The organism is Inquilinus sp. Marseille-Q2685, assembly GCF_916619195.1.
Taxonomy (GTDB): Bacteria; Pseudomonadota; Alphaproteobacteria; order DSM-16000; family Inquilinaceae; genus Inquilinus.
On sequence record NZ_CAKAKL010000001.1, the window covers coordinates 1304937 to 1319797 of the forward strand.

The following is a 14861-nucleotide window of genomic DNA, read 5'->3' on the forward strand; positions in this document are numbered from 1 at the left end:
AAACGGAAACGCCGCCATGTCCTTCACCACCCGTCCCCTGTCCGAGCTGCTGGGCGTCGAGATCACCGGGCTCGACCTCGCCACCCCGCCGGACGAGGCCACCTTCGCCCGGATCAGGTCGCTGTTCGAGGCGCATTCCCTGGTCGTGTTCCGCGACCAGCGCATCACGCCGCAGCAGCACATCGACTTCAGCCGCCGCTTCGGCGAGCTGGAGATCCATGTGCAGCACCATTTCCACCTGGCCGGGCACCCGGAGATCCTGATCGTCTCGAACGAGATGCGGGACGGCAAGCCGATCGGCCTGGCCGATGCCGGCCGCTACTGGCATTCCGACCTGTCCTACAAGGCGGAGCCGAGCCTGGGGTCGCTGCTGCACGCGCAGACGCTGCCGCCGGTCGAGGGCGACACGCTGTTCGTCAGCATGGCCGCGGCCTATGACGCGCTGGACGACGCCACCAAGGCGCAGATCGAGGGCCTCACGGCCGTGCACGACTACAGCGCCCGCAATGTGGCGCAGCAGGCCAAGAGTTCGCTGCGGCCGGGCCTGACCGCGGACCAGGCGAAGACGGTGCCGCCGGTGACCCATCCGGTGGTGCGGATCCACCCGGCGACCGGCCGCCGCGCGCTGTTCGTCAACGAGGGCTTCACCACCCATATCGTCGAGCTGCCGCGGCCGCAGAGCGACGCGCTGCTGCGCCGGCTGTTCGAGCACATGATCCAGCCGCAGTTCCAGTACCGGCACCGCTGGCAGGCGCACGACCTGGTGTTCTGGGACAACCGCGCCACCATCCACCTGGCCACCGGCTGCCCGCCGCATCTGGCCCGCACCCTGTACCGCACCACGGTGAAGGGCGACCGGCCGATCGGCCCGCGGGACCGGGCGGCGGCCTGACGACGGCTGCGCCGTCCCCGCCGCGGCAGGGCGGGGACGGCGCGCCGAGCGCTCACGCCGGCTGGAGCTGCCGGCTCTGCCGCGACGGCAGGGGCGGGAAGGCCAGCGCGATGGCGACGGCCGCGAGCCCGATGCCGAACGATCCGATGAACATCCAGCTGTAGACGCTGAAGGTGTCGAACACCCAGCCGCCGGCCCAGGGGCCCAGCGCCATGCCGATGCTGGAGGCCATGGTCGCGGCGCCGAACACGGTGCCCATGGCCGCCTGGCCGAAATAGTCGCGCGCCAGCACGGCATAGAGCGGCATCACCCCGCCATAGGCGGTGCCGAAGATCACGGCCAGCAGGTAGAACTCGCCGAGATTGGCGACGAAGAGGTAGGCGCCGATCACGACCGCCTGCACCAGCAGGCCCGCGACCAGCACGCGCTTGACGCCGAGCCGGTCTGCCAGGACGCCGAGCAGCAGCCGCCCGCCCAGCCCGGCCAGCCCCTCGACGCTGTAGATGGTGACGGCGGCCAGCGGCGCGACCCCGCAGGTGATGGCATAGCTGACCATATGGAAGATCGGCCCGGAATGGGCGGCGCAGCACAGGAAGAAGGTCCCCGCCAGGATCGCGAATTGCGGGGTGCGGAAGGCCCGGCCGGCGGACAGGTTGCCGATCTCGCCGGCCGGCGACGGAGCCCCGGCTTCGGCCGCGGCGGGCGGCCGGCGCACCAGCAGCCCGGCCGGCAGCAGCAGGACCCAGGCGGCGATGCCGATGACCATCATCGCCGTCCGCCAGTCATAGGCCGCCACCAGCCAGGCGGCGAAGGGCGAGACCGTCATCGGCGCCACGCCGATGCCCGCCGAGACCAGCGACACGGCCAGCGCGCGGTTGGTCTCGAACCAGCCGGTCGCCGCAGCCACCATCGGCGCGAAGAAGGCCCCGGCCGCCAGCCCGACCAGCGTGCCGTAGATCAGCTGGAACGCGGCGAGCGTGGTGGCGTGGCTGGCCAGGACCAGGGCTAGGCCCAGCAGCGCCGCGCCGCTGAGCACCACGATCCGGGCGCCGAGCCGGTCGCTGATCGCGCCCCAGGCGAAGCCGGCGGCGCCCATGACCAGGAAGTTGAGGGTCATGGCGCTGGAGATGCCGGCGCGGCTCCAGCCGGTGTCGGCCGACATCGGCTGCAGGAAGATCGCCAGCGAGAACATCGCGCCGATGCCGACGCAGGTCATGAGCGCGCCGACACCGATGATGACCCAGCGATAGGGATTTTCCGTCCGCGGTTGCGACATAGGGGCCTCTTCCGCATGGCGCCGGCCACATCGCGGACGGGACCATCCCGCCCCGCAGCGCCGGCTCTCATGCTGAAGACGAACGGGCCGGCCGGGAATCGACATCCCGGCCAAAAAAATTTTACCTCCCGGTAAACCATTCCGCGGAGCGTGTGCCCGCGGGATGTGTCACGCCCGGATTTCAGCCCTCCAGGCGTGCATAGGCCGCGGCGGTCGCCTTGGCGCCGTCGCGGTACAGGGCGTCGAGCGCACGGGTCACGGCAGCGCGGAACTGCTGCTGGCCCGGCAGGTCGTCGCCGAACACCGCCCGCATGCCGAGCAGCGCCGGCGCCAGCCGTTCCGCCACCGGCCCCGCCTCGCGCGCGATGGCGGCGAGATCGGCGGCCAGCGGGTCGCGCACATCGATCGGCTTGCCGGCCTCGTCAGTGCCGGCGACATAACGCATCCAGGCGGCGACGCCGAGGGCGTGACGGTCGACCGCCAGGCCGCGCGCCAGCCGGTCGCGCACGGTGCCGAGAAGCCGCTGCGGCAGCTTCTGCGACCCGTCCATGGCGATCTGCCAGGTGCGGTGCTTCAAAGCCTTGTTGCGGAAGCGGTCGATCAGCGAGCGCCTGTAGCCCGGGACATCGGCACCGGGCGGGAGGGTCAGGGTCGGGGTGGAATCTTCCATCAGCGCCTCGACGAAGGCGGCGATGCCCGGCTCCGCCATCGCCGCCGCCACCGTTTCGCAGCCGGAGAGGTAGCCGAGATAGGCGAGCGAGGAGTGGCTGCCGTTGAGCAGCCGCAGCTTCATCGTCTCATAGGGCGCGACTTCGGACACCAGCGTCGCCCCCGCCGCCTCCCAGGCCGGGCGGCCGGACAGGAAGCGGTCCTCGATCACCCATTGCAGGAAGGGCTCGGTGACGATCGGCCAGGCATCCTGGACCCCGAGCGCGGCGGCGATCCGGCCGCGATCCTCGTCGGTGGTGGCCGGCACGATGCGGTCGACCATGGTCTCGGGACAGGCGATCTCGCCCTGGACATAGGCGCCGAGATCGGGCGAGACCAGTGCTGCGAAGCGCGACAGGATGCGATGCAGGGTACGGCCGTTGGCCGGCAGGTTGTCGCAGCACAGCGGGGTGAAGGGCGCCAGCCCCTCCGCCCGGCGGCGGGCGATCGCCCGGGCCAGGATGCCGATGGCCGAGCGCGGCGCCTCGGGGTGGGCGAGGTCGTGGACGATGTCGGGGTGGCCCTCGTCCAGCCGGCCGGTGGCCGGGTCGTGGCAATAGCCCTTCTCGGTCACGGTCAGGCTGACGATGGCGACCGAGGGCCGGCACAGCGCGTCGAGCAGCGCCGCCGGGCTCTCCGGCGCCACCAGCACGTCGCGGACGGCGCCGATCACGCGCAGCGCCTCGCCGTCGCTGTCGCGGACCGACAGGGTGTAGAGCCCGTCCTGCGGCACCAGCGCGTCGCGCGTGTCCGGGCTGCGCAGGCTGGCGCCGAGAATGCCCCAGCGCCGGTCGCCTGTCGCCAGCACATCGTCGGTGCAGACCGCCTGACGGGCGCGGTGGAAGGCCCCGATGCCGAGATGGACGATGCCGGTGGCGACCGCGTCGCGGTCATAGCCCGGCCGCGCCACAGATGCAGGCAGCCCGGCCAGGGCTGCCGTGCCGAGGCGCCGTGAGGATTTGGTCATGCGCCGCGCCCCCGGCGACCGGAGTGATCCCAAAGCAGCATCGACGGCGCCCTCTCCCTCGTCTTCCCTGCGGGTGCGCCGATCGATGCCGGACACAACCTCTCGAATCCGCTGCGATCCTAGTATGGCAGCTTACGGCGCGGCAACCCGGACCCAAACGAAAACGGGCAGCCCGAAGGCTGCCCGTCCACCGCCGAAGCCTGGCGTTTGCTCAGGTATCCAGGAAGCTGCGCAGCTTGCGGCTGCGGCTCGGGTGCTTCAGCTTGCGCAGCGCCTTCGCCTCGATCTGGCGGATACGCTCGCGCGTCACCGAGAACTGCTGGCCGACCTCCTCCAGCGTGTGGTCGGTGTTCATGCCGATGCCGAAGCGCATGCGCAGCACCCGCTCCTCGCGCGGCGTCAGCGAGGCCAGGACGCGCGTGGTGGTCTCGCGCAGATTGGCCTGGATCGCGGCGTCCAGCGGCTGGACCGCGTTCTTGTCCTCGATGAAGTCGCCGAGATGGCTGTCCTCCTCGTCGCCGATCGGCGTCTCGAGGCTGATCGGCTCCTTGGCGATCTTCAGGACCTTGCGCACCTTCTCCAGCGGCATCAGCAGCCGCTCGGCCAGCTCCTCCGGGGTCGGCTCGCGGCCGATCTCGTGCAGCATCTGCCGGCTGGTGCGGACCAGCTTGTTGATCGTCTCGATCATGTGCACCGGGATGCGGATGGTCCGCGCCTGGTCGGCGATCGAGCGGGTGATCGCCTGCCGGATCCACCAGGTGGCATAGGTCGAGAACTTGTAGCCGCGGCGGTATTCGAACTTGTCGACCGCCTTCATCAGCCCGATGTTGCCCTCCTGGATCAGGTCCAGGAACTGCAGCCCGCGGTTGGTGTACTTCTTGGCGATCGAGATCACCAGGCGGAGATTGGCCTCGACCATCTCCTTCTTGGCGCGCCCGGCCTCCTTCTCGCCCTTCTGCACGGTCGAGACGATGCGGCGGTACTCCGAGATCGGCAGGCCGACCTCGTCCGAGATCTGGCTGATCTGGGCCCGCACCCGCTGGGCCGCGGCGCCGTTCTTCTCGACGAACTTGGCCCACTTCTTGTCCAGGCCGCGCACCCGCTCGATCCAGTTCGGGTCGAGCTCATGGCCGAAATAATTCTGCAGGAAGGACTCGCGGCTAACCCCGCCCTCGACGACCAGGCGCATGAGCTGGCCTTCCAGGCCCATCAGCTTGCGGTTCTGGGCGTAGAGTTGCTCGACCAGCTGCTCGATCCGGACATTGTTGAGGTGCACGCCCTCCATCAGGCGGACCATGTCCTCCTTCAGCTTGTCGTACTTCGAATCCGCCTGCTTGGAGATCGCCTCGCCCTTCTGGATATGGGTCAGGCGCTGCTCCTGCAGCTTGTGCATCTTCTGGTAGGTCTGCTCGATCGCCTCGAAGGTCTCGAGCACCTGCGGCTTCAGCGCCTCCTCCATGGCGGAGAGGGAGATGCCGCCGTCGTCGTCCTCGCCGGAGCCACCGGACGCGGCCTCGCCTTCGCCCTCCGGCTCGGCCTCGGCCTCCTCTTCGGCCTCGCTCTCGCCTTCGCTCATGGCCAGCGCCTCGCCCTCCGGGCTGGCGCCGTAGGTGGCGTCGAGGTCGATGATGTCGCGCAGCAGCATCTTCCCGTCCTTCAGGGCGGAATGCCACTCGATCATCGCGCGGATGGTCAGCGGGCTCTCGCAGATGCCGCCGATCATCATCTCCCGGCCGGCCTCGATGCGCTTGGCGATGGCGATCTCGCCCTCGCGCGACAAGAGCTCGACCGACCCCATCTCGCGCAGATACATGCGCACGGGGTCGTCGGTGCGGCCGACATCGTCGTCATCGAGGTTGCCGGCGTTGCGGCCCTCGCCGTCGGCATCGCCGCCGGCCGCCGCAGTGTCGTCCGACTCCTCGTTCTCGACGACGTTGATGCCCATCTCGGACAGGTTCGAGGTCACGTCCTCGATCTGCTCGGACGAGGTCAGGTCCGGCGGCAGGGCGGCGTTCAGCTCGTCGATGGTGACGTAGCCGCGCTCCTTGCCCTTGGCGATGAGCTTCTTCACCGCCTGGACGGTGACATCCATCATGGCGCCGTCCGCGCTGTCCTCGCGCGTCTCGGCCTCGCCCGCCGCCGTCGCTGTCTTGGTTGCCATCTGCACCCGTGCCCCTTCACCCGCCGCCGTCGGGAGTGACCCGAAGTTGGCTCTCATACCTAAGCTTCCGCGCGCAAGGAAGGGCCACGACTCGAATCATGCCTGCCCCGACCGCGCCGCGGCCTCGATTCCATTCCGGCCGCCGGGTCAGAACCCACCCGGCACCGCCTGCCGACGCTCGATCTCCTGCCGCAGCCCGCGCCAGCGCTCCAGCGCGGCTTCGCTGCCCTGCCGGGCCAAGTCGCGCGCCGCATCCGCGAATTCGCGCCGGAGGGCGCGCAACTCGAGATGCCCCATGACCATGGCCCAGCCGGCACGCGCCTCCTCCAGAGGGGCCTCCGGCCGGGTGAAGGGCCATTTCCTGCGAATGCGGTCGACCAATGCCGGCGGCAATCCATCGGCTTCGGGAACAGTCAGGTAGGGCCGAGACCGCTGCGAATCAAGCCCGGCCGAGTCGGAGTCCGAGTCGGGGTCTTGCGAATCGCCGAGTCGCGCCAGCAGGGACTGGCGCAGCGAATCGAGGCCCGAATCGGGGATCTCGATCATGGCGAAGCCCTCGCCGACCTCCTCGCCGAGGGCGGGATGAGCGGCGAGAAGGCACAACAGGACGCAGATCGCCAGGCGGTCGTCCTGCTCGTCGCGGATCGATTGCGGCTTGGGCCCGGCCGGCGCCGGCGGCTTGCCGCCCGGCCGCCACTCCTGCCGCTTCGGCCTCCAGGGAAACGCTTCCTCGAACCGGGCCCGCAGCTCGGCCAGGTACTGCCCCTGCACCGCCGGGTCGGCGATCCGCCGGGCCTGGGCCTCGACCCCGGCACGCAAGCCTGCCCGCCCCTCCGGCGTATCCAGCCGGTGCATCGTGGTCTGGCGGTCGAACAGCACCCGGGCCAGCGGCAGCGCCCCCTCCAGCACCGCCTGCATGGCCGCGCCGCCGCCGGAGCCGCGGATCAGGCTGTCCGGGTCCTCGCCTTGGGGCAGGAAGGCGATGCGGGCGGAATGGTCGGGCTTCAGCTGCGGCAGGATCCGGTCCATCGCCCGCCAGGCCGCCCGTCGCCCGGCCTCGTCGCCGTCGAAGCACAGCACCGGCACCGGCGCCATCTTCCACAGCTCGACGATCTGCTCCTCAGTCAAAGCGGTGCCGAGCGGCGCCACCGCCGCCTCGAAGCCGGCCCGGACCAGGGCGATCACGTCCATGTAGCCTTCGGCCACGATCACGGTCTGGCCCTGCGAGGCCGCCTGCCGGGCGCGGGACATGCCGTAGAGAAGGCTCCCCTTGTGGAACAGCGGATTGTCCGGGCTGTTGATGTATTTCGGCCCGTCCCCTTCCATGATCCGGCCGCCGAAGGCGACGATGCGGCCGCGCTTGTCGGCGACCGGGAAGATCACCCGGTTGCGGAAGAAGGAATAGAGGTCGCGACCGTCATCCGGCCGGCGGGCCAGCCCGACCTCCTCGATCATCGCGTCCTGGAAGCCCTGGCCGCGCAGATGCTTGATCAGCTTGCCGCCGTCGCCGGGGGCGAAGCCGAGGCGGAAGCGGGAGACCGTGTCGCCGTCCAGGCCGCGGCCCTTGAGGTATTCTCGCGCCGCCCGACCGGCGGCGCCGCGCAGCTCGGCCTCGAAGAAGGCGCAGGCCGCCTCGACCACGTCGTACAGCGTCTTCTGCCGCTCGAACCGGGCCCGATCCTCCGGCGCGGCCTTCGGCACCTCCAGCCCGGCCTGGGATGCCAGCGTCTCGATCGCCTCCATGAAGGACAGGCGGTCGTGCTGCATGACGAAGCTGATGACGTCGCCGGTGGCGCCGCAGCCGAAGCAGTAGAAGAAGCCCTTCTGGTCGTTGACCGTGAAGCTGGGCGTCTTCTCCTTGTGGAACGGGCAGCAGGCCTTGAACTCGCCCTTGGTGCTGCGCTGCAGCGGCACCCGCTTGCCGACCACATCGGACACCTGGAGGCGGGTGCGCAGCTCTTCGAGGAAACCGGGAGGAAGGGACATGCAACGGTTCTGGCGGGCGGGAAACAAATCAGCTTAGCGCGATTCCCGTCGTCGGCTCAGCGGTTCTGAGCACCGTGCCAGATGCGCAGGATTTCGACCTGTCCGGTCACCCGGTAGACGATCACGTAGGGCGCGACGACGAGCTCCCGCGTCGCAAGCTCCAGCCCCGGCCGTCCGCGTCGCGGCAGCCGTTCTAAGCTGTCCGCAGCCGCGATCAATTGCACGGCAAGGCGCGAAGCGGCCCAAGGGTTGGCCGCTTCGACATAGGTCACGACCCGGTCGAGATCATCCAGCGCCTCGGGCGTCCAGGCTACTTGCACTCGGGCTTGGGCAACCGCTTGCCGGTTCCCCAGGAGAGCAGCCAACGCCGCACCTCCTCATGAGGGACCATCCGCCCCGCATCGGCGGAGGCTATGCCCTCCCGGATCGCGGCTCGTTTGGCGGCGGTCTCTGGATCATCGGGGATCTGGACGGGCGCTGTCTTTCTCATAGACGCCAATATAGGCATCTTTGGGTCGACGGACCACCCGCCTCAGCTCAGCTGCGCCTTCACCGCCGCCGAGACCTTCGAGAAGTCCATCCGGCCGGCGTAGCGCGACTTCAGCTCGGCCATCACCTTGCCCATGTCCTTCATGCCGGCGGCGCCGAGATCCTGGATCACCGTGCCGATCGCCGCCGCAGTCTCGGCCTCGTCCATCGCCTTGGGCAGGAAGCGCTCGATCACCGCGATCTCGGCCTGCTCCTTGTCGACCAGATCCTGCCGGTTGCCCTGCTGGTAGAGGGCGATGCTCTCACGCCGCTGCTTCACCATGGTCTGCAGCATCGACAGGATCTCCTCCTCCGGGATGCCGTCGGCGTTGCCCTTGCCGCGGGCGTCGATGTCCTTGGTCTTGAGCGCGGCGATGATCATCCGCACGGTCGAGAGCGTGCGCTCGTCCTTGGCCTTCATCGCCTCTTTCAGCGTGTCGGTGAACTGGGCGCGCAGCATGGTCGGATCCTCCTGACAGAAGCGGCGCGGACTGTCCGCCATCCGGCCGAGATAGGCAAGAGATGGAGGCCGCCATTCCGCCAGCGCGGGCAAGAGGGGCTGGAATCCGTCGGCCGTCCGTGCTTTATGCCTGGAAATTCATTCCGAGGTTGCCATGACCCACACCGCTCCGCCTCCCGGCGCCACTGCGGCGCTCGTGCTCGCCGACGGCACGGTGCTGTGGGGCCGAGGCATCGGCGCCACCGGCCGGGCGATCGGCGAGGTCTGCTTCAACACCTCGATGACCGGCTACCAGGAGATCATGACCGATCCGTCCTATGCCGGGCAGATCGTCACCTTCACCTTCCCGCATATCGGCAATGTCGGCGCCAATCCGGAGGACGTGGAGACCGGGACCACCGCGGCGCGCGGCCTGGTGCTGCGCGACGACATCACCGAGCCGTCGAACTGGCGCGCGGTGCGCGACTTCGACGACTGGCTGCAGTCCTTCGGCCTGATCGGCATCGCCGGGGTCGACACCCGCGCCCTGACCCGCCGGATCCGCGACGCCGGCGCCCCGACCGGGGTGGTGATCCACGCCCCCGACGGCGCCTTCGACATCGGCGCCGCCCTGGCCGAGGCCCAGGCCTGGCCGGGGCTGGAGGGCATGGACCTGGCGAAGGAGGTGTCCTGCACCCAGACCTATCGCTGGGACCAGACCCGCTGGGCGCTGGGCACCGGCTACGGCACGCTGGAGAGCCCGAAGCGCAAGGTCGTGGCGATCGATTTCGGCGCCAAGCGCAACATCCTGCGCTGCCTGGCTTCGACCGGCTGCGAGGTCACCGTGGTGCCGGCGACGGCGACCGCCGAGGACGTTCTGAGCCACAAGCCGGACGGGGTGTTCCTGGCCAACGGCCCGGGCGACCCGGCGGCGACCGGCACCTACGCCGTGCCGACGATCAAGGCGCTGCTCGACACCGGCCTGCCCATGTTCGGCATCTGCCTCGGCCACCAGATGCTGGCCCTGGCGCTGGGCGGCACCACCGGCAAGATGGCCCGCGGCCACCGCGGCGCCAACCACCCGGTCAAGGACCTGACCACCGGCAAGGTCGAGATCACCAGCCAGAACCACGGCTTCCAGGTGCTGCCGGAGAGCCTGCCGGACACGGTCGAGGTCACCCATGTCAGCCTGTTCGACGGCTCGAACGAAGGGCTGCGGCTGAAGGACCGGCCGGTGTTCTCGGTGCAGTACCACCCCGAGGCCAGCCCCGGGCCGCAGGACAGCCATTACCTGTTCCAGCGCTTCGTCGACCTGATCGACGCGCACAAGCGCTGATGCCGCAGCGTGAGCCGCCGCGCCTGCTCGGCCCCAGGGTCTTCCTGACCCTGGCCGGGCCGGCCGATGGCGCGGACCTCGCTGTCTTCCACGACCGGGAATGGGATCATCTCGGTCCCTGGATGCCGCCGCGCAGCGCCGCCTGGCGCACCGAGGCCCATTGGCGCCGCTGGGGCGCCGAGGCGGAGGACCTGTTCCTCGAGGACCGGGGCGTGCGGCTGGTACTGCGCCGGGTCGACCGGCCGGAGGCCGGCATCGTCGGGCAGCTGAACCTGAACATGCTGGCGCGCGGCGCCTTCCAGGCTGCGACGCTGGGCTATCACATGGCGGCGGCGCAGCAGGGTCAGGGGCTGATGCGCGAGGCGCTGGAGATGGCGATCTCCTACGCCTTCGGCCCCCTGGGCCTGCACCGGCTGATGGCCAACCACCTGCCGGAGAACGCCCGCAGCGCGGCGCTGCTGCAGCGCCTGGGCTTCGTCCGCGAGGGCTATGCCAAGGACTATCTGTTCATCGGCGGTGCCTGGCGCGACCACGTGCTGACGGCGCTGACCAACCCCGATCCGGTCGACCCGCCGACGGCGTAGCCCGGAACCTGCCTCCCCTCCCCGCCGTTGCCTTTTCACCAGGCCCATCGCAGCGAGGAGGCGACATGCCGGAGGACAGCCCCCAGGGGCGCCCGCCCACGCTCAACAAGCCCGAGGCCCGCCAGGGCGAGACCAGCGGCCGCATGCGCTGGGTGCTTCACGCCTCGATGGGCCTCGTGGTCGTGGCCTTCGCCATCATCCTGCTCTGGTGGGTGTTCTGACGGACACAAAGAAGGGGCGGCCGCGGGGCCGCCCCGAGTCTTCCCAGCCTGATGTCGCCGCTACAGCCAATAGGGCGGCACGCGGTAGTAGTCGTGCACCTGCCGCGCCCATTGCCGGTCGTCCCAGTCGAAGCTGTCGCCGGCCTCATGCGCCGGGGCGCCGCGCAGCTGATCCTCGGTGATGTCCAGCTCATAGGCGTCGAGCGCCTCGTTGTAGGTCAGCATCGACCACGGCAGGGCGTAGTAGTCCTCGCCGATGCCGAGGAAGCCGCCGAAGGTCATTACCGCATAGCCGACGCGGCCGGTCCGCTTGTCGATCATCACCCGCTGGATGGTGCCGATCCGGTCGCCGTTCGGCCGCCGCACCGGGGTGTTCTCGACCTTGTCGCTGGCGATCAGCCGCTCGGTCTCGCGCGCGCTGAGATCGCGGGCTGCCTGGGCCTGCATGTCGCTCTCCCACAATGGTGGTCTCATCCAGGAAATGGCCCGGACGGGCCGCGGGTTCCCCGGAACCGGAGGCGGCGGCGGGCAATTGACCAGGAGACTGCCGATCCCGCAGATGCGAGGCCGCGACGATGAGCGATCCGAAGCCGCCCCCCGACGATCCCACCCGCCCGCCGATGCCCAATCCGCGGCCGGACACGCCGCCGAACGAGCCGGGCCAGCCGCCGCCCGAGGTACCGCCGGACGGCCCGGCCGAACCGCCCCTGCCGGATCCGGTCCGGTTCCGGGCATGAAAAAGGCCGGCACCCGCGAGTGCCGGCCTTCATCGTCCTCAGATCGTGGCGCGGTCAGTAGCGCCAGTCGTACCGGTAGGGGCGACGGCCGTCGCGCCAGCGCCAGTCGTCGCGGTACCAGTACCGGTGGTCGCGGCGCCAGCTGTCGCGGTACCAGTGCCGGCGGTCGTGGCGCCAGTCCCGTCGCCAGTCGCGATGATCGCGCCGCCAGTCGCGGCGGTCGCGCCAGTTGCGATGGTCACGCCAGTCCACCTTGGTGTTGAGAGTCGCGTCCCCGTGCCACACCGCCGGCGCGGCCACGGGCGCGGGCGCCCGGTCCTGGGCGATGGCGGCGCCGGAGGCGCCGAGCAGCAGAGCCGCCGAAGCGGCCACGAGAACACGCTTCATACGAGACAACATAGGGCTGATCCCTCTTCCATCAACCGGCGATGCTCCCTGGGGAACAGCCGGCTCCCACACTTCACGCCCCACACTGAAGATTCCGTCGCCCTCCCGGACAGTCCCCGAAAGCCTGCATCAAAAACCCGAGCTGTCGAGCCGCAGAATTCCTTTTCGAACACGAAGAGATCACAATGAAGTCACAATCCGATCTTGTCTCCAATTGCAATTCCAATCCGGGACTCAATTATCAATAGACGAATATGGACGAGCAGGCACCGGCGCGGAAACGAACCCGGCCGGCATGTTCACCGGAAAGGCACGGATGAGCCGGCCCCGGAGCGGTCAGAGGATGGCGAGCGGCATCTTCCGCCGTGGCGGCGGGAAAGCCTGGTCCAGCGCCGTCAGATCGGCCTCGTCGAGGACGACGTCCAACGCCTTGCGATGGTCGCGCAGCCGCTCGACCCGGCTGGATTTCGGGATGGCGACGATGCCCTGCCGGGTCAGGAGCCAAGCCAACGCCACCGTGGCCGGCGCCGCGCCGTGCCGGCGGGAGACGCTGCCGAGGGCGGCGTTGCCAAGCAGCCGGCCCTGGCCGAGCGGCGAATAGGCCATCACCGGCAGGCCCCGGCCCTGGCACCAGGGCAGCAGGTCCCATTCAATGCCGCGGGCGGACAGGCTGTAGCAGACCTGGTTCGTCGCCGTGCGCTCGCCATCCGCCTGGCCGGTCCAGGCCTGCATGTCGTCGAGGTCGAAGTTGCTGACGCCCCAGTCGACCACCTTGCCGTCCTGCCGCAGCCGCTCGAACGCCTCGATGGTCTCGGCATAGGGCGTGCGGCCCTGCCAGTGCAGCAGGTACAGGTCGACCCGGTCGGTGCCGAGCCGGCGCAGGCTGCGCTCGCAGGCCTCGATCGCCGCGGTGCGGCCGGCATTGTGCGGATAGACCTTGCTGACCAGGAACACGCCGTCGCGGCGGCCGCGGATGGCCTGGCCCACCACCTCCTCGGCCCCGCCCTCGCCATACATCTCGGCAGTGTCGATCAGGGTCAGGCCGAGATCGAGGCCAGCGGCCAGCGCCGCCGCCTCCTCCTTCGCCCGGCGCCGGTCCTCGCCCATGCCCCAGGTGCCCTGCCCCAGGATCGGCATGGCGGCGCCGGAGGGCAGCGCCACCGTGGTCTCGCCCGCCGGCCGGCGGCGCAGCCCGTCTGTGCCGGTCATTCCATGCCTCCTATTCCGCGATCGCCATCCGATCCTGCGGCACCGCGCCGGCCAGCGTCCAGATCGCCAGCGCGCCCTGCCGCCCGCGGATCTCCGCCTCGCCGGCCGGGCCGAAGGCGTCCAGCACCTCCCGCGGGCAGCCCTCGCGGCCTGCCTGGGACACCGCGGCGTCGCTGGCGACCACCCGGGCGGCCAGGCGGCGGCTCAGCCGCTCCAGCCGGCTGGCAACGTTGACGGTGTCGCCGACGACGCCGAATTCGAGGCGCCGCTCGTCGCCGATATTGCCCATCACCACCAGCCCGTAATGCAGGCCGATGCCGACCTCGACCGGCGCCGCACCGCGGGCCTGCCGCTTGGCGTTCCAGCGCTCCACCTCGGCGCACATCGCCCGGGCGCAGCTGAGCGCGTTGGAAGCGTCGCGCGGGCCGGGCTGCGGCGTGCCGAAGGTCGCCATGACGCAGTCGCCGATATACTTGTCGATCGTGCCCTCATGGGCGAAGACCTGCTCGGCCATGCGGCGGTGGAAGCTGCGCAGCAGCGCCACCACCCGCTCCGGCGCCAGCCCCTCGGCCTGGCCGGAGAACCCGACGATGTCGACGAACAGGATCACCGCCGGCTGGCGCTGGATCTCGCCGAGCGGCGTGGCCGAAGCGGCCAGCCGGCCGACCAGGTTGGGCGAGAAGTAGCGCGACAGCGACGCCTTGGCCGCCTCCATCCGCGCCGCCCGCCCGACCAGCCGGCGCGACCGCCACACGGCCAGCGCCAGCACCAGCGTCATCAGCACCAGGACGACGGTCTGGATCATCCACAGCGTGCTGCTGACGGCGTGCGGGTCGAGCGACATGGCGATGCGCATGACGTCGGGGTTCGGACCGTCGACCACGTCGTTGGCGCTGGTGACGATGCTGTCGGGCCGCGTCGCCAGCCAGGCGAAGCCGAGCGACCAGGAGACCGTCAGCGCCCCGCCGACCAGCAGCACCAGCTTGGGCGAATAGCTCAGCGCCACGCCGCACAGGAACAGCAGCAGGAACAGGAAGTTCGGGATCCGCTGGGTGAACTGGACCGGCAGGTCGGAGCTGAACAGCGGGTTCGGCGCCACCATGACGAAGGTCAGCACCGCCGCGTCCAGCACCAGGAAGGCGCCGACACCCCAGACGCCGATGCTGCCACGTCGCTGCAGCAGATAGGGGATCAGGCCGAGCACGAGGAAGACGGCCATGAGCGCGATATAGGCCAACGACCGCTCGACCGGGATCCATATCGCGACATAGACGGCCAGCAGCGCCAGCACCAGGACGCGGCCGTAGAAGACGTAGGACAGGCCGTCCCGCTCCTCCCGCTCCATGGCCCCCCGGATGCCAACGGGCGCCGCCTGCGCCGGTTTCGCCATGCCGCCCTCCACCCGATGATGCGCAGGAAATGGGGCCTCC

Annotated in this window: 15 protein-coding genes; 5 read left to right on the forward strand and 10 right to left on the reverse strand. The window is 70.1% G+C overall.

Annotation, left to right across the window (positions count from 1 at the left end; all coding sequences use genetic code 11):
• Positions 1 to 16: 16 nt before the first annotated feature.
• Positions 17 to 892: a TauD/TfdA family dioxygenase gene (locus LG391_RS06195; protein ID WP_225767097.1), complete on the forward strand. Its 876-nt coding sequence runs from the start codon at positions 17 to 19 to the stop codon at positions 890 to 892.
• 52 nt (positions 893 to 944) lie between these two features.
• Here the strand turns inward: LG391_RS06195 and LG391_RS06200 are convergent, their stop codons facing one another.
• From LG391_RS06200 to LG391_RS06225, 6 genes are all read right to left on the reverse strand, one after another.
• Positions 945 to 2168 (reverse strand): MFS transporter, encoded by a 1224-nt coding sequence (locus tag LG391_RS06200; protein ID WP_225767098.1) that lies wholly within the window; start codon positions 2166 to 2168, stop codon positions 945 to 947.
• A 181-nt stretch (positions 2169 to 2349) separates the two neighbouring features.
• Positions 2350 to 3843, reverse strand: a complete 1494-nt coding sequence (locus LG391_RS06205) for a mannitol dehydrogenase family protein (protein ID WP_225767099.1) — start codon at positions 3841 to 3843, stop codon at positions 2350 to 2352.
• Between the two features lie 211 nt (positions 3844 to 4054).
• Positions 4055 to 6004, reverse strand: coding sequence for an RNA polymerase sigma factor RpoD (gene rpoD / locus LG391_RS06210; RefSeq protein WP_225767100.1), 1950 nt, complete (start codon positions 6002 to 6004; stop codon positions 4055 to 4057).
• A 147-nt stretch (positions 6005 to 6151) separates the two neighbouring features.
• Positions 6152 to 7990, reverse strand: a complete 1839-nt coding sequence (gene dnaG, locus LG391_RS06215; RefSeq protein WP_225767101.1) for a DNA primase — start codon at positions 7988 to 7990, stop codon at positions 6152 to 6154.
• Between the two features lie 56 nt (positions 7991 to 8046).
• A complete protein-coding gene (locus LG391_RS06220) occupies positions 8047 to 8355 on the reverse strand; it encodes a type II toxin-antitoxin system RelE/ParE family toxin (RefSeq protein ID WP_225767102.1) in 309 nt (102 codons plus the stop codon).
• 167 nt (positions 8356 to 8522) lie between these two features.
• Positions 8523 to 8978, reverse strand: a complete 456-nt coding sequence (locus LG391_RS06225; protein WP_225767103.1) for a GatB/YqeY domain-containing protein — start codon at positions 8976 to 8978, stop codon at positions 8523 to 8525.
• Between the two features lie 154 nt (positions 8979 to 9132).
• Here LG391_RS06225 and carA point away from each other — a divergent pair, with 154 nt between their 5' ends.
• The 3 genes from carA to LG391_RS06240 all read left to right on the forward strand — a co-directional run bounded on the left by carA (position 9133) and on the right by LG391_RS06240 (position 11098).
• Positions 9133 to 10293, forward strand: a complete 1161-nt coding sequence (gene carA / locus LG391_RS06230) for a glutamine-hydrolyzing carbamoyl-phosphate synthase small subunit (protein ID WP_225767104.1) — start codon at positions 9133 to 9135, stop codon at positions 10291 to 10293.
• A complete protein-coding gene (locus tag LG391_RS06235; RefSeq protein ID WP_225767105.1) occupies positions 10293 to 10877 on the forward strand; it encodes a GNAT family N-acetyltransferase in 585 nt (194 codons plus the stop codon). The genes carA and LG391_RS06235 overlap by 1 nt, the downstream gene beginning before the upstream one ends.
• Positions 10878 to 10942: 65 nt before the next feature.
• A complete protein-coding gene (locus LG391_RS06240; protein WP_225767106.1) occupies positions 10943 to 11098 on the forward strand; it encodes a hypothetical protein in 156 nt (51 codons plus the stop codon).
• Between the two features lie 60 nt (positions 11099 to 11158).
• On the opposite strand, the gene LG391_RS06245 is transcribed toward LG391_RS06240, so the two are convergent.
• Entirely contained in the window at positions 11159 to 11545 is a 387-nt protein-coding gene (locus LG391_RS06245) for a PRC-barrel domain-containing protein (RefSeq protein WP_225767107.1), read from the reverse strand.
• A 128-nt stretch (positions 11546 to 11673) separates the two neighbouring features.
• Between LG391_RS06245 and LG391_RS06250 the strand changes: the two genes are divergently transcribed.
• Entirely contained in the window at positions 11674 to 11835 is a 162-nt protein-coding gene (locus LG391_RS06250; RefSeq protein ID WP_225767108.1) for a hypothetical protein, read from the forward strand.
• A 54-nt stretch (positions 11836 to 11889) separates the two neighbouring features.
• Here the strand turns inward: LG391_RS06250 and LG391_RS06255 are convergent, their stop codons facing one another.
• The 3 genes from LG391_RS06255 to LG391_RS06265 form a co-directional block, all read right to left on the reverse strand.
• The gene (locus LG391_RS06255) at positions 11890 to 12222 is read right to left on the reverse strand and encodes a hypothetical protein (protein ID WP_225767109.1); all 333 of its coding nucleotides are present in this window, start codon (positions 12220 to 12222) and stop codon (positions 11890 to 11892) included.
• A 336-nt stretch (positions 12223 to 12558) separates the two neighbouring features.
• The gene (locus LG391_RS06260; protein ID WP_304608398.1) at positions 12559 to 13431 is read right to left on the reverse strand and encodes an aldo/keto reductase; all 873 of its coding nucleotides are present in this window, start codon (positions 13429 to 13431) and stop codon (positions 12559 to 12561) included.
• A gap of 10 nt (positions 13432 to 13441) precedes the next feature.
• Positions 13442 to 14821 carry an adenylate/guanylate cyclase domain-containing protein gene (locus LG391_RS06265; protein ID WP_225767110.1) on the reverse strand — a complete coding sequence of 460 codons (1380 nt, stop codon included), beginning with the start codon at positions 14819 to 14821 and terminating at the stop codon, positions 13442 to 13444.
• Positions 14822 to 14861: the final 40 nt, after the last annotated feature.